Source organism: Parabacteroides sp. AF17-28, from assembly GCF_003479205.1.
Lineage (GTDB): Bacteria > Bacteroidota > Bacteroidia > Bacteroidales > Tannerellaceae > Parabacteroides > Parabacteroides acidifaciens.
This window is the reverse complement of record NZ_QUGV01000040.1, coordinates 15,059-30,000: the sequence shown is the minus strand read 5'-3', so window position 1 is coordinate 30,000 and position 14,942 is coordinate 15,059. Positions and strand designations below refer to the sequence as shown.

The following is a 14,942-nucleotide window of genomic DNA, read 5'->3' as shown; positions in this document are numbered from 1 at the left end:
AGAGAGTTTTAGTATTGAATGAGAAAGGGCGTCCGAGAGGATGCCCTTTTTTTGTTGTCTTTCCTTTAAGCGCTACAACATAGCTTTCCTTACATAAAAAGAGAGCCTCTTTGCTAAGAAGCTCTCTTTCCATATAAAGATTCTATCTTTATGATATTTTATCCAGCCAGCGTTTCCCTGCTGGAGTAAGAATAAATATAAGAATAGCTAATCCGATGATTCCTAACATACTGTATAAATAGATACCTGCACTCATAGCTTATTTCCCTTTCTTTTATAAGTTTTGAATAATATAGTCAAACCAAGACTTGCAAATATAATTGCTGCACCTAATGATATATTTATTAATATCGTTTTATTAGATGTTAGATCCAAAGCCGTTGTTATCACCGCTCCGCCAATAACCAGCTTCGATATATCCAATAAATATCTTGCAATCTCTTTTGAGACATTTATACTATCTTCCTTAACAATCGGAAGAACCTGTACGTTCACATTTCGTTTTCTCTTCATAGCTAAGCATTTTACAGTTAAAACATATAATTACTACAAAGGTAGAAAAGATTTTAAACCTTTCCTACCTTTTCGGTTTATTTTTGACGGGAGATGATATGACTCCTGGCTATTGTTTAGTCTATTAGAAGTATGTTTCTACAGCAAATCGGAATTGCTGGATAAAGATCTGCTTGAACGCTGAGATGTTGTTTTGTTCGTAAAACAGTAACATTGCTTTTTTATAATCCACTGAATCTACTGTTCGGAAAGAAATAGGGCAATAATGATTGGCAATCAGGATAGCATTACTCACAATACGGGCAACCCGTTTATTTCCATCATTAAATGCCTGGATGTATGATAAGAGGACTAATACAAGCAATGATTTCTCAAATATGTTACTACGGCTGTTTACTAAATCGCATGTTTGCGTCAGTGCCTCACGGATTTGGAATTCATTCTCTATCGGACGATAATTGGTTCCGGTTATACCTACGCGGCGGTTTCGGATGTTCCGGTCTACACCTAATTCCTTTATTAAGATGCTATGTATATCTTCAATGCGTGCTACTGTCAGGTGCTCCAGATAATCAGGATTCTGGACAATAAAGTCTAATGCGTCTTTGTGGTTCAGCAGCATGATTGCTTCTTCTTTCGTTTTTCCGGCTGCAGTTTCTTTCTCTTTCAGCAGGCGTTCTGTTTCAAGAAGCGAATAAGTGTTACCTTCTATTTGAGATGATTTCCAGCTCAAGTCTATACCTAATCGCTCCATTTCTTTACGATATTCGTTTGGAGTAAGTTGCGATATGTTTTGTAAGAACAGGCTTTGTAGCTCATTTAACTGCTTCAATTCTTCTTCGGTAAACAAGGACACTTTGCTTAATACTTCTGGTATCAAGGAAAAATTGTATCCCGGCAAAATATTACGTTCGTCGATTTCTTTACGGTAATACGATTCTATGTCTATCGGGTAAAATAGATTATAAGCAGGTGAAATGCTATATCTGCTATTTTTTCCATTTCCAGATTGAAGGATATATTGTTTATCTAATAGAGAAATAATTCGTCGTTTAACAGTTGCATAGCTGATGAGGCCATTCAACCCGTCGAATATCTCTTTTGAAGAACAATCCGGATGTGTTTTTATAAAGGCGATGATTGCATATTCTTTCTCCATCATTCTTGCTTTTAAGCTCACAAAGCTACAACATTAAGCTCAAATATCTAAGATATGAGCTTAAAAAGATAGGGAATGTGAGCTTAATGTTGTCCCATTAGATTTTGAAGGAATATGATTTACATCGGACGCAATTCCACTGTCAATCCCATTGCTGCGGCTATGCGGTATAGGGTTGAAACGGTGGGTATGGTCAATCCTCGTTCGATTCTTGAGATATACCCTTTGTCTGCTCCGATACGCCTGGCGAGTTCTGCTTGCGTTAATCTTGCATTCTTACGGGCATCCAACAGGATTTGAGCATTGTATTCTTCCCATGCTTTTTCTCTATTCTTTTCCCGTTCAGGAGTGCCTTCCTTACCTAAAACATCGTCAAGTAATGCACTAACATCATAGATGTCCTTACTGATTTCCTTTAGTTCCATAATACTCCTTTTTTAATTTAATTGCTTTATTGATTTCTCTATCAGGTGTTTTCTGAGTTTTCTTTTTGAAACAGTTGAATAGTACAACAATGTTTTCGCCATCATATATGAAGAAAATACGAAATTCGTTATTACCGTAACTGATACGAAACTCATAAACACCGTCTCTTATGAACTTGATATAATGACTTGGCATTTTATCTTCTGTCATAAACATATCTAATGTTCGCAAAACTTTATGTTGTTCTTCTCTTGACAGTTTCTGTAAGAAGTCATTAAAGTATCCTTTATATGCGATTATCTTTTTCATGGGCAAATATATGAAATGTTATATATAAATACAACTTTGATTGATTCTTTTCTTTGTTTTGTCATTATTTCTTCGACCTCTTTATCTCTCATCTGGCCAAGGGCAACTCTTCCCCGTAGTCTTGAAGGAAGGGCGTTGGGCGTCTACCTGGCGGAGGTAGGAGCCGAGTTTTTGGGAGAGGCGTTTGACGATTTCGGGGTGACGGGGGCTGAGGTCGTTCTTTTCGCTGATGTCGGCGGGGATGTTGAAGAGCTCTTTTTTGCCGGTGGCGTAGTAGTAGATCAGCTTCCAGTCGCCGTCGCGGATGGCACAGTTGAAGTTGATGCCCGGGCCGTCATTGCCCCAGTTGTTCGGCATGTTCCAGTAGAGGCAACGGCCGTCGGAGGGATCGCCTGTGCCGGTGATCAAGGGGACGAAGCTGACGCCGTCGATGGGTTGCACCGTCTGGTAATCTTTTACACCTGCCATTTCCAGGATAGTGGGGTAGAAGTCTTCTATCAACAGATATTTGTCGCAGCGGGTATCCGGTTTGGCTACACCCGGCCAGCTGACGATCATCGGTTCGCGTATGCCTCCTTCGCAGAGGGAACCTTTCCCGCTCAGCAGCGGATAGTTTTGCGTATGCAACGGACCGTCACGCCAGCCCGATTCGGAGGCCAGGCCGCCGTTATCGCTCATAAAGATGATAATTGTATTATCTGCCTCACCGTTTTTCTCGAGCCAGTCCATGAGGTCGCCCAGGCTCTTGTCCATTCCTTCGATCAGGGTGGCGTAGGCGGCTTCGTGGTCGGTCATTCCTTTCTTTTTGTATTTGTCGTAGAAACGCATGTCCTTGTTCAGCGGGATATGGATGGCGTAGTGCGACATGTAGAGATAGAACGGCTGGTTGTACTTCTTCGCTTTGTCGAGGGCCTTGATCGCTTCGAGTGTCAGCGCTTCGGTGGCGAATGTCTCCGTGCCCCAATATTTCTCGAGGCCGGGAATGGACATCAGGGAGGTCGGTCGGCCATCCTTCGTATGCCCGTAGTTCTCTTCGCCTAAATAGCTTGCCAATCCGCCGGCGGCATGGCCGGCAATGTTGACTTCGAATCCCCAGTGGTGCGGGTCTTCGCCCGGAGTGTCGATGGCTCCGAAGTGGGCTTTTCCGCAGTGTATCGTGTGATAGCCGCTATTTTTCAGTAGCTGGACGAAAGAGGTGCCGACGAAGGTGTTGTTGGTTCCGGGAACCTGGCTGACGCCGTTGTAGTTCCAGTCCGGGATGTCCAGCAGGCTGTCTTTGCGGTCGGTCGTCTTGTCTTTTTGAAGTGTCCAGTTGGTGACACGGTGGCGGGCGGCGTTCGTCCCGGTGATCAGGCTGCAACGGGACGGGGAACTGATGCTGCTGGCGTATGCCTGTGTGAACATGACTCCCTGTCGGGCAAGGCGTTCCATGTTGGGGGTCTCGTAGACTTCGTTGTAATGTGTCTTTTCTGTCCAGAAGGGCAGGGAGGTGTCTTCCCAACCCATGTCGTCAACCATAAAGAGGATGATGTTGGGGCGTTTGGCGGGTTGGTCGGCAGCTTGGATGTTTCCTGCTTGGAAGGCGGGAAGGAGTGCCAGAGGCAATAAGATTCGTTTGTCCATCTTTTTTGTGTTTTTCGGTTTATATTCCTGTGTGTGTTGCTTGTATGGCAAAGATACGCTTTGCGGAAGAAATGGAAGAGGCTTCTGTTTGCTTTAGTAAATATTTACGATTAAAGCAATATGTATCTAATTATTGCTAAATATAGTAGTTTAACTATTAATCATAGTTGCATTATTGCTCTTTATAGTTATCTTTGGGTATTCATCAGTAAATAAAGAACGAAACATGAAGAAACTGACTCCCAAAGAAGAAGACATACTGGGCTATTTCTGGACGAACGGCCCTTTGTTCATCCGTGAACTACTGGATTTGCAGGAGGAGCCTAAGCCGCATTACAACACGCTTTCCACAATAGTTCGCGTGCTGGAAGAAAAAGGTTATATTGGTTATCGTCCGTATGGAAACACGTATCAGTATTATGCATTGGTTTCAGAGGATGAATACCGCAATAAGACATTGAAGAATGTGGTCAGCCGTTATTTCGGCGATTCCTATACACGTGTGGTTTCTTCGCTGATAGACCGTGACGAGTTGTCGGTGGAGGAACTGGAAGAGTTGTTGCAGCAGATTAAGAACCGTAAAAAATAAGTGATATGACGGCCTTTCTTCTCTATATGATCAAGTCGACCTGTTGCCTAACGTTATTTTACCTCGGCTATAAGGCGCTGCTGAGCAAAGAGACATTCTTCCGCTTCAATCGGATCGTGTTGTTGGCGGGGATATTGGTTTGCATACTGCTGCCGTTTGTCGGGATACGGACGGCTTCGCCCGGTGCCCTGCAGATGCCGTTGCAACAATTGGAGGAGATGATAGAGGAGGAGATGGGAGAGGCTGTCTCCCGGCAGGCGGAGGCTCCGACGGAGGCGGCGGATGTTGTGCAGGCATTTGTTTCTTGGGGAGAGTTGATTGTCTATCTTTATTTTGCGGGGATCGTGATCGGGACAGGTCTGTTGGCCCGTTCGTTTATCAGTCTGCTGTGGCTGATCAGAAGCGGGAAAAAGGTTCGCCGGGAACATTATACGCTGGTCTTGGTGAACAGGGCGGTGGCACCCTTTAACTGGGGACGGTATATTGTTCTTTCCTTAAAAGACTATTCCGACTATCCGGATGAGATATTGACACACGAGCTGGTTCATCTTCGTAAGCACCATTCGCTGGATCTGATTTATGCGGAGGTCATCGTGCTCCTGCACTGGTTCAATCCGGCTGCCTGGTTGTTGAAGCGGGAGCTGCAGGAGGTTCATGAATACCAGGCCGATATGGGCGTACTGAAAAGTGGCATCGATGCAACGAAATATCAATTGTTATTAGTGAAAAAAGCTGTTAGCGCGAGCTCCTACACCTTTGCTAACAGCTTCAATCACAGTAAAATTAAAAAACGAATTACTATGATGTTAAAAGAGAAATCAAACAGTTGGGCCCGGTTGAAGCTCGTGCTTCTAATTCCGGTAGCGGCATGCAGTATGCTTGCTTTTGCCCGCCCGGATGTGAACCGGGAGTTGACAAACTTAGTCCAAAGCGAAGGTACGACAATTTCTTCGGCTGACCAACCGTACACCCGCGAATTATTCGACAGGGAGATCGACCGGTATATCGAAGAGGCCGGTGGCGGTAAGCTCTCGGGTACGGCAAGATTCGAGTTTATGAAGGCCCAGACGAAGAAGGCCGACTTCTTTATCAATGCAAGGGATCAGATACTTTATAACAATGAATTCGCAGAAATGTCTGAGATGCCTGCCCTGCTGAAAACGACTTTGTCTGAATCTTCCGGCGGCAAGCCTGTGATGATCTATTTCCTGTGCGACAAGCATACGAGTGATGCCGCAGTAGAAAAAGCATTGGAAATAGCAGGAAAAGCTTTTGCCGGATACCAGGCAACAGAGGCAGGAAAGAATGTCCCGACTCTGTTTTTCTTCGGAGATCCACGCAAAGATTATCCGCCGAAAGGGAAATGATGTAGAATCGTTGGCAGCTTTATTCTTCTACCAATTCAAACATCCGGAAACTAAGAATATCGTCGCTGAACTGCGGATTCAGAAAATGGCTGTCGGAAATATATACCCCTTCGGGACGTACGAACATGATTCCGGGATTATAAGTGTTGTCGGGGAAGAGCGTTTCTCCGACAATACGGAAATCCTTGTCGAGAATGATGATGCTGAAGTTCTTGCGACCGAATTGGATGAGTTCCATCGACCGGACGCCTTTATCCAAAGTCGAAGGCGGGTAAGCGATCCGGTAATACACTTCCCGGTAGGGATCGTACAGCAGGTTGTTATACCAGGCGTTTACACAAAAGTTTTCAGGGCTTGCGGTAAGTTCGTCCGGCAGTTGTACCTTATCGAAGTATTTACTTTTGACCGGGACTTTCCGTATCGAGTCGTGTTCGGGAGTGGCAACATAGATATTCTCGTCGTAATGGAAGGAGTAAACGAAACGTTCGCCGTCATAGCAACGGCTGTAACTGCCTTCCATGCCATATTTCTTTAGTTTCACTTCCGATCCGGGATAGTCGGGATAGTCGAAAGGGAGCGCTTTGCTCTCCTTTGTATCCATATCGATTGCAACGGTGACACGATCATGTTCGATCCAACGGTTCGGTTCGATACAGGTATATAAAGTGCGCCCGAGGCGTACCGGCAGTTGGGCGGCGGTGGCCATGAAACAGGATGACTTATGTTCCGGGTAACTTTGTTTGTCGAGAAGCGCACAGTCTTTATTGATGAGATAAAACTCATGTTCAACCCAACTGAAGACATAGATACTGTCGAGGTTATGAATATAATAACCGAATGTTCTCCCGACACCGTTACTGCCTTCCCGGGGCGGATTTATTCTAAATGCTTGCTTCTGCTGCTTCAGGTCGTAGAAGTGGATCGTATTGTTATCATAATTCTGGAACGTAAAATACTCTTTTCCGTCTTTGTCTTTATAGATCGAATAGATATTGAAATTGTTTTTCGTGTCCGGATCGATCGGGAAAGACAATGTTTTATCTGTCTGCTTTAGTTGGCAGGCTTCATACTTCTTCTCTGTTGAACAAGCAACAGAGAAGAGTAAAAAGAATAATAATAAATAGGGCTTTTCCATAATAGAAAGATGTGTTTAGTCCTTCTTTACCGGAGGATAGTCAATCGTATAGTGCAGTCCACGGCTTTCCTTACGCTCCATCGCCTGGCGCGTAATCAGGTAGCCGACGTTGATCATGTTACGCAACTCGCACAGTTCCTTGGAAGCCTTGCAACGCTTGAAGAGGCTTTCTGTCTCTTCGTACAGGATATCCAGGCGGTTCCAGGCGCGGGTCAGACGGGTGTTGCTGCGGACGATACCGACGTACGATTCCATGATTTGGTTCACCTCCTTCATACTCTGGGTGATCAGCACACGCTCTTCAGTCGAGATCGTGCCTTCGTCGTTCCATTCGGGGATATCAGTGTTGAAGTCGTAGCGTTCGAGGACACTCAGGATATGTTTGGCGGCTGCATCGGCATATACGACTGCTTCGATCAGCGAGTTCGACGCCAAGCGGTTTCCTCCGTGCAGGCCGGTGCACGAACATTCGCCGATCGCATACAGACGGCGGATACTGGACTGCCCGTTCAGGTCGACACTGATACCGCCGCACAGGTAATGGGCGGCCGGAGCTACCGGGATATAATCCTTCGTGATGTCGATGCCGATGCTAAGGCACTTCTTATAGATATTCGGGAAATGTTTCTTCGTCTCTTCCGGGTCCTTATGCGTCACATCTAAATAGACATGGTCGTCACCCCGAAGTTTCATCTCGTTGTCGATGGCACGGGCCACGATATCACGCGGAGCTAAGGACAGGCGTTTATCATATTTCTGCATAAACTCTTTTCCGTCCAGCGTACGCAGTACGCCGCCGTAACCACGCATCGCCTCGGTGATGAGGAAGCAGGGCCGGTCGCCCGGATGGAAGAGGGCGGTCGGGTGGAACTGGATGAACTCCATGTTCTTGACAGCGCCTTTGGCACGATAGACCATTGCGATACCGTCGCCGGTAGCCACTAACGGATTGGTCGTGTTGCGGTAAACAGCTTCGCAACCGCCTGTTGCCATGACCGTCACTTTAGACAGGAAGGTTTCCACCTTGCCGGTGTCTTCGTTCAGGACGTATGCGCCATAGCATTTGATGCCCGGCGTGTAGCGGGTGACGATGATGCCCTGGTGGTGCTGCGTGATGATCTCCACCGCAAAATGATGGTTGAATATCGTGATGTTGGGATGTCTCTTGATTGCTTCGATCAGGCTTAGTTGTATCTCGGCGCCGGTGTTGTCCTTGTGGTGCAGGATGCGGAACTCGGAGTGTCCTCCTTCGCGGTGGAGGTCGAACTCGCCGTTCTCCTTCTTGTCGAAGTTCACGCCCCAGTCGATGAGTGCCTTGATCTGGTCGGGAGCGTTACGCACGACCATTTCCACGGCTTCCCGGTCGTTGATCCAGTCGCCGGCAATCATTGTGTCTTCAATATGTTTGTCGAAGTTGTCTACCAGCAGGTTTGTAACCGAAGCGATACCTCCCTGTGCAAAGTAAGTGTTCGCTTCCTCCAACTCTGTCTTGCAGATGATGGCTACTTTCCCCTTATCGGCTACCTTCAAAGCGAGGCTCATGCCGGCGATACCGGAACCGATCACTAAGAAATCGAATTGTTGTACCATAGTTTATATCCTTTGTGGCTGACAAAGTTAGGAATTAACTTATTTGGTTGTACCTTGAAAAGGCTGCTTTCGTGCAAAATAGTCCGTATTACCGATTCTTTTGATATTTTAAACTTCCCGGCGTAAACATCTCAGAAAGGAACCCTGTTCTATTGGGGCATTGGATATCCTGCTAATTATTAATACTTAAACGTTTTAAAATATGAAGTCTAAAGTAATATTGAGTGCGCTGGCCCTGCTGTTTGCAGCCGGTGCGATGGCTCAGGATTGTACGTTCTTTTTCCCACAGACCAAAGGCACGCAGCTCGTGAAAAAAGGCTACGATGCAAAAGGGAACCTGCAGAGTGTGATGACTTACACCGTCGACGAAGTGAAAAACATCCCTTCCGGCCTTGAAGTGGAAGCTGATTACGTGTTTAAGAACAATGCCGGGACAGTCTACGACAAGGGCGACCTGGAGGCTTTCTGCCAGAACGGCGAGTTTTTTATGGACATGAAAGAAGTCCTCTCCAACCCGTCCTTTGTCTCCACCGTGCAGTCTGATGTGGAGGCGACAGATGCCGTCCTCAACTATCCGAGTGTGGCAAACGCTCCTTCCGGCAACGCTGACGATGTCTATTTCGATGATGCCTACATCCAGATCTATTCGAAGAAGAACCGTAAGGATCGCAAGAACGTGTCCATCTACGACCGCGAATATGTGACAACGGAACAGGTGACGACTCCTGCCGGCACGTTCGACTGCACGAAAGTAAAGTATAAAATCAAATCCCGCTCTCCGAAAGAAACGATCGAGGGCTACGGATATGAATGGTATGCGCCGAATGTCGGTGTCGTCAAGAACGAACAGTATAACAACAACGACCAGTTGCAGTATTATACTGTCCTCGAAGTCGTAAAGTAAAGAAAAGATATATTCCTTATTTGGAATTGTTTGACCGGTTTAAGTGGATGCGCTGTTACTGAGAAGTAGCGGCGCATTTTCTATTCCCCCGATCGCCAAAAGAAATAAAATGATTATCTTTCGCCAAAATTCAGGATAATGGACAGAGTCTTTAAATCGAAAGTTGGTTGGTGGTATCATCTGATACTGTTTGTAATGGCTGCAAGCACTGTTTTTGCTTTTGTCGGCGGCAAGTCTCCCGTCACGATGATCGTGCTGCTGCTGTTTACGTTAGAGTGCGTGCATATGTTGTTGTCGACCTGGTATAAGGTGACTGACGATGGTTACCTGATTGCTCATTGCAGCCTCTTCCCGGAAAAACGGATTCCCATTTCGGAGATCAGTGCGGTGGAAGTGACAGTCATGCCCGTTTCGAGTTATGCCCTGTCGCTGGACCGGCTGATTATTTATAAGGGAGACGCGCAATGGTTGCTGATTTCTCCCGTAAATAAACAGGACTTCCTTAAGCTGTTGCGGAAGCATAATCCGGAGATCCGGATTAAGGAGCCGATGATATAAATCTTACAATATAAAACTTAATTAAATCTGAGAACATGAAATACGATGTTGCCATAATCGGAGGCGGTCCCGCCGGTTATACAGCTGCTGAAAAGGCGGCTGCAGGTGGTTTGTCTACCTTGCTTTTTGAGAAGAATGCGTTAGGCGGTGTTTGTCTGAACGAAGGCTGTGTGCCGACAAAGACGCTGCTCTATTCTGCCAAAGTGTATGATACGATCAAACACGCGCCCAAATATGCGGTGAGTGCGGAGAACCCAACTTTCGATTTTGCGAAGATTGTCGCCCGTAAGAATAAAGTGGTGAAAAAGCTGACAGCCGGTATCCGCATGAAGATGAAGGAACACGGCGTGGAAGTCGTCAGCGGCGAGGCCGAAATAAAAGGACGCGCAGCCGACGGAACTATCTCTATCGCCTGCGGAGAAGCGGTTTATGAGGCTGCCAACCTGCTGATCTGTACCGGTTCGGAAACCGTTATCCCCCCGATTCCCGGATTGGCGGAGACGGAATACTGGACAAGTCGCGAAGCCCTTCAGTCTAAAGAACTGCCCGCATCGTTAGTGATTATCGGCGGCGGTGTGATCGGCATGGAGTTCGCTTCGTTCTTCAACAGCATGGGAACGGAAGTGCACGTGGTCGAAATGCTGGATAAGATTCTCGGCCCGATGGACAGGGAACTGTCCGAAATGTTACAGGCCGAATACGCCAAACGCGGCATCAAGTTCTATTTAGGACACAAGGTGACAGCCGTAAGTGCCGAAGGCGTGACGGTTGAGAAAGACGGCGAGACATTCGTCGTTCAGGGAGAAAAGGTCCTGTTGAGCGTCGGCCGTCGTCCCGTAACCAAAGGATTCGGCCTGGAAACATTAGCGCCCGAACCATTCCGCAGTGGCATCAAGGTGAACGAATATATGCAGACTTCCATTCCGAACGTCTATGCCTGTGGCGATATCACAGCTTTCTCCCTATTAGCGCATACGGCTGTTAGCGAGGCGGAAGTGGCCGTCGACCATCTTTTAGGCAAGAGCCGCGGCATGAGCTATAAGGCGATACCGGGCGTTGTCTACACCAATCCCGAAATAGCTGGTGTCGGCAAGACGGAAGAAGAACTGCAAGCCGAAGGAACTCCATACACCGTGAAGAAAATCCCGATGGCGTTCTCCGGCCGCTTTGTCGCCGAAAACGAACAAGGCAAAGGTGTCTGTAAGTTGATCCTGGCCGAAGACGAAACGATCGTCGGCGCCCACCTGTTAGGTAATCCGGCTTCCGAACTGATTGTGATTGCCGGTATCGCCATCGAAAAAGGCATGAAGGCGGACGAACTGAAGGCCATTGTCTTCCCGCACCCGACCGTAGGCGAAATCATCAAGGAAGCCCTTTGATAAATGAGTTCCGTCGGCATGAAATAAAAAGTTTCAGCCGACGGAACTAAAGTTTCTTGCCCGTGAAACAAAAGTTTCATGCCGATGAAACTAAAGTTTCAGCCCGAAGGAACAGGTGAAACTTTTTCATCTGTTTTCTCCCGGCCGGGGAGAAAAAGGCATCTCTTCTGTGACGTTTCATCATAAATATCTTTATAAGCGGCTGAAAATGCTACAGATTACCGAAAAAATCATTTACTTTGCAACCTTAAATAATATGCCGATGTGCCAATGTGCTAATATGCCAATGAGAATTGGCAGGTTGCACGGGATGGTTTTGATTGGCATATTGGCAAATTGATTAATTGGCAAATTATTATTATGGCACAAGAAGATGTATTTAAGAAGTTAGTTTCGCACTGTAAAGAATACGGTTTCGTATTCCCCTCTTCAGAGATTTATGATGGTTTAGGTGCAGTCTACGATTATGGACAGTATGGCGTAGAGCTGAAAAACAATATAAAGAAATATTGGTGGGACAGCATGACACTGTTGCACGAAAACGTTGTCGGCATCGACTCCGCTATCTTTATGCATCCGACTATCTGGAAAGCATCCGGCCATGTTGACGCATTCAACGACCCGCTGATCGATAACAAAGATTCGAAGAAACGTTATCGCGCCGATGTGCTGATCGAAGACCATCTGGCAAAGATCGAGGAAAAGATGAATAAGGAAGTTGCCAAGGCTGCCAAGAAATTCGGCGACGCTTTCGACGAAGCCCAGTTCCGTGCAACCAACGGACGTGTACTCGAATACCAGGCTAAGTGGAACGAAATCCACGAACGCTATTCAAAAGATATGAACGACTCCAACTTCGAGGACCTGCGCCAGCTGATCCTGGATTGCGAAATCGTTTGCCCGATCTCCGGAACACGTAACTGGACGGATGTGCGCCAGTTCAACCTGATGTTCTCGACCGAAATGGGTTCGACTGCCGAAGGAGCTTCCAAGATATATCTGCGTCCGGAAACGGCACAGGGTATTTTCGTGAACTTCCTGAACGTGCAGAAGACCGGCCGTATGAAGATTCCTTTCGGTATCGCACAGATAGGTAAGGCTTTCCGTAACGAGATCGTCGCCCGCCAGTTCATCTTCCGTATGCGCGAGTTCGAACAGATGGAGATGCAGTTCTTCGTTCGTCCGGGCGAAGAGATGGAATGGTTCAAGAAATGGAAATCGACCCGCTTGAAATGGCATCAGGCTATGGGATTGGGTAACGAGAAATATCGTTATCACGACCATGAAAAGTTAGCCCACTACGCCAATGCCGCTACCGATATCGAATTCGAAATGCCGTTCGGCTTCAAGGAAGTGGAAGGTGTCCACAGCCGTACGAACTTCGACCTGAGCCAGCACGAGAAATTCTCCGGCAAGAAAATACAATACTTCGATCCGGAACTGAACCAGAGCTATACGCCGTACGTAATCGAAACCTCTATCGGTGTCGACCGCGTATTCCTGAGTGTGATGGCCGGTTCTTATTGCGAAGAAACGCTGGAAAACGGCGAGACACGTGTCGTACTGAAATTGCCTGCAGCGTTGGCTCCTATCAAGTTGGCCGTATTGCCGTTGGTGAAGAAAGACGGTCTGCCCGAAAAGGCGGAAGAGATCGTCAATATGCTGCGCTTCGACTTCCGTTGCCAGTATGATGAAAAGGATTCTATCGGCAAGCGCTACCGCCGCCAGGATGCTATCGGAACCCCGTACTGTATTACAGTTGACCACGATACTTTGAAGGATAATTGTGTCACGATCCGCTTCCGCGATACGATGGAACAGGAACGTGTCAGCATCGACAAGCTGCATGAGATTATCTCCGAAAAGGTAAGCATGAAGAATTTATTAAAAAAGATAATGGAGTAAAACGAATGAAGAAATACCTGCATATCGCGTTGATGTTGTTCTGTGTTCTCGCTGTCTCTTCCTGTAAGGACGACGATGATGACAAGAAGGCTGTTGAGCAAGAGGCTTATAAACTGGAACAGGAAGCTGCTTTCCAGGCAAAAATAAACGAAGGATACGAAAAATGGGCTTCAGAAGATAATGACGGTTTTGTCTTTGCCAAACTGATCAAGAAAGGGGATGGCAAACAGGCTTACTTCAATAGCCTTGTTTCGGTTTACTATAAAGGCTCTTTGACGGACGGAACGGTCTTTGACCAGAAGTTGCTTGAAGACGGAACCCCGTTTAATTGTGCAGTAAGTCCTTATTATAGTACTACAATTACAGATCCGGTTACAAGTGTTAAAACCCAATATGGTTCGGTTATTACCGGTTGGGGAGTCGCTTTGCAGCATATGGTTGAAGGTGATAAATACGAAGTCTGGATTCCGCAGCAATTAGCTTACGGTGCAAATGGAAGCGGTAGTATTCCTGGTTATTCGACTTTGATATTTGAAATAGAACTTGTCTCGGTAGATGTACAGGCCGTAAAGCCGAGTTAAGCTAAATATTTCTCTGGCTATAAAAGAAGAAAGGGAGTTCTTGTCAAGAGCTCCCTTTCTTCTTTATTATCTTTTCTGTTTCAGTATTCTCTGTGCACAGTCTGAAAGTAACACGATTGCCCCGGCAATAATCGCCGTGTCCTTTATCACCAATCTGCCGGCCCCTGTCAAAAGAGGGAAGCCATGTTCTCCGCTTCCGAGGTCCGGAACCCATACTTCGGGTGTTGTGACGAGGAAGGAAAGCGTTCCGATTGTCATGATGATTGCCAGTCCTGCGCCGACCAAACCGATTTTAGGGGAGAAAATACCCAGGAACGTAAGAATGCCGATCGCCATAATCAGGATGCCCAATCCGTGCGAGAATCCGTATGTATTGTTTTCCACATGCCACTGGTGTTTTGTCTCGTTGAACTCTCCTTCTTTCAGCTTATACTCTTTATATTCGGGAGCACTTTTCGTATAGAAGAAACTCATGAACGGGCTGTTGGCTACAAACGGAACGATGCCTTCCGCCTCATAGTTATAGAACTTCAATCCTCCGATCCAGACGAAAATGATCAGGATCGCAACGCGGATCAGGTTAATACCCAGCTTCTGAGTAGAAGCCACCATGTTCAGAAATGTGTAGAATAAGTTACTTAATTTAGTCATCATGTCTTTGCTGTTTTTATGTGTTATCTTTTATAATGCAAAGTACGCCCTCTTTTGTCTTGTAGCAAATGGCAATTATGCCGTATAAGTTATCAATTTTCCCTAATCTGCGGTATATATTGGGGCTCACCCGATAATCATTGGGGATAAATAAGTTCATTATTTGCCAAATATGAAACAACCAAGCCTCGCAGGGGCGGTTCGCGAATAAACCGGAAAGAATTGATGGAAACGATAAAAACTTGTATGTTTG

General features: G+C 46.4%; 15 protein-coding genes. 7 read left to right on the top strand and 8 right to left on the bottom strand.

Annotation, left to right across the window (positions count from 1 at the left end; all coding sequences use genetic code 11):
- Positions 1 to 252: 252 nt before the first annotated feature.
- The 5 genes from DWW90_RS19450 to DWW90_RS19430 all read right to left on the bottom strand — a co-directional run bounded on the left by DWW90_RS19450 (position 253) and on the right by DWW90_RS19430 (position 4,030).
- Positions 253 to 513: a DUF6722 family protein gene (locus tag DWW90_RS19450; RefSeq protein WP_122346158.1), complete on the bottom strand. Its 261-nt coding sequence runs from the start codon at positions 511 to 513 to the stop codon at positions 253 to 255.
- Between the two features lie 124 nt (positions 514 to 637).
- On the bottom strand, positions 638 to 1,672 hold the full coding sequence (locus DWW90_RS19445) for a Fic family protein (protein WP_122346163.1): 1,035 nt from the start codon (positions 1,670 to 1,672) through the stop codon (positions 638 to 640).
- 119 nt (positions 1,673 to 1,791) lie between these two features.
- Positions 1,792 to 2,097 (bottom strand): helix-turn-helix domain-containing protein, encoded by a 306-nt coding sequence (locus DWW90_RS19440; protein WP_122346157.1) that lies wholly within the window; start codon positions 2,095 to 2,097, stop codon positions 1,792 to 1,794.
- Positions 2,075 to 2,407 carry a type II toxin-antitoxin system RelE/ParE family toxin gene (locus DWW90_RS19435; RefSeq protein ID WP_122346156.1) on the bottom strand — a complete coding sequence of 111 codons (333 nt, stop codon included), beginning with the start codon at positions 2,405 to 2,407 and terminating at the stop codon, positions 2,075 to 2,077. The genes DWW90_RS19440 and DWW90_RS19435 overlap by 23 nt, the downstream gene beginning before the upstream one ends.
- An 81-nt stretch (positions 2,408 to 2,488) precedes the next feature.
- Positions 2,489 to 4,030 carry a sulfatase gene (locus tag DWW90_RS19430; RefSeq protein WP_122346162.1) on the bottom strand — a complete coding sequence of 514 codons (1,542 nt, stop codon included), beginning with the start codon at positions 4,028 to 4,030 and terminating at the stop codon, positions 2,489 to 2,491.
- Positions 4,031 to 4,256: 226 nt separating this feature from the next.
- Here DWW90_RS19430 and DWW90_RS19425 point away from each other — a divergent pair, with 226 nt between their 5' ends.
- Both DWW90_RS19425 and DWW90_RS19420 read left to right on the top strand, forming a co-directional pair.
- A complete protein-coding gene (locus DWW90_RS19425) occupies positions 4,257 to 4,619 on the top strand; it encodes a BlaI/MecI/CopY family transcriptional regulator (protein ID WP_115498573.1) in 363 nt (120 codons plus the stop codon).
- Positions 4,620 to 4,624: 5 nt separating this feature from the next.
- Positions 4,625 to 5,986 carry a M56 family metallopeptidase gene (locus DWW90_RS19420; protein WP_233547831.1) on the top strand — a complete coding sequence of 454 codons (1,362 nt, stop codon included), beginning with the start codon at positions 4,625 to 4,627 and terminating at the stop codon, positions 5,984 to 5,986.
- 19 nt (positions 5,987 to 6,005) lie between these two features.
- Here DWW90_RS19420 and DWW90_RS19415 read toward each other — a convergent pair whose 3' ends face one another.
- Both DWW90_RS19415 and nadB read right to left on the bottom strand, forming a co-directional pair.
- Positions 6,006 to 7,121 (bottom strand): DUF4221 family protein, encoded by a 1,116-nt coding sequence (locus tag DWW90_RS19415; protein ID WP_122346155.1) that lies wholly within the window; start codon positions 7,119 to 7,121, stop codon positions 6,006 to 6,008.
- A gap of 15 nt (positions 7,122 to 7,136) precedes the next feature.
- Entirely contained in the window at positions 7,137 to 8,711 is a 1,575-nt protein-coding gene (gene nadB / locus DWW90_RS19410) for an L-aspartate oxidase (RefSeq protein WP_115498570.1), read from the bottom strand.
- Between the two features lie 202 nt (positions 8,712 to 8,913).
- Between nadB and DWW90_RS19405 the strand changes: the two genes are divergently transcribed.
- From DWW90_RS19405 to DWW90_RS19385, 5 genes are all read left to right on the top strand, one after another.
- Positions 8,914 to 9,615: a hypothetical protein gene (locus tag DWW90_RS19405; RefSeq protein ID WP_122346154.1), complete on the top strand. Its 702-nt coding sequence runs from the start codon at positions 8,914 to 8,916 to the stop codon at positions 9,613 to 9,615.
- Positions 9,616 to 9,753: 138 nt separating this feature from the next.
- Positions 9,754 to 10,173 (top strand): PH domain-containing protein, encoded by a 420-nt coding sequence (locus tag DWW90_RS19400; RefSeq protein ID WP_115498568.1) that lies wholly within the window; start codon positions 9,754 to 9,756, stop codon positions 10,171 to 10,173.
- Between the two features lie 35 nt (positions 10,174 to 10,208).
- Complete coding sequence (lpdA, locus tag DWW90_RS19395; protein WP_122346153.1) at positions 10,209 to 11,552, top strand: dihydrolipoyl dehydrogenase; 1,344 nt, start codon at positions 10,209 to 10,211, stop codon at positions 11,550 to 11,552.
- Positions 11,553 to 11,912: 360 nt separating this feature from the next.
- Entirely contained in the window at positions 11,913 to 13,457 is a 1,545-nt protein-coding gene (locus DWW90_RS19390; protein ID WP_122346152.1) for a glycine--tRNA ligase, read from the top strand.
- A gap of 5 nt (positions 13,458 to 13,462) precedes the next feature.
- Positions 13,463 to 14,038 (top strand): FKBP-type peptidyl-prolyl cis-trans isomerase, encoded by a 576-nt coding sequence (locus tag DWW90_RS19385; RefSeq protein ID WP_115498564.1) that lies wholly within the window; start codon positions 13,463 to 13,465, stop codon positions 14,036 to 14,038.
- A gap of 66 nt (positions 14,039 to 14,104) precedes the next feature.
- Here the strand turns inward: DWW90_RS19385 and DWW90_RS19380 are convergent, their stop codons facing one another.
- Positions 14,105 to 14,692: a DUF417 family protein gene (locus DWW90_RS19380; protein ID WP_122346151.1), complete on the bottom strand. Its 588-nt coding sequence runs from the start codon at positions 14,690 to 14,692 to the stop codon at positions 14,105 to 14,107.
- Positions 14,693 to 14,942: the final 250 nt, after the last annotated feature.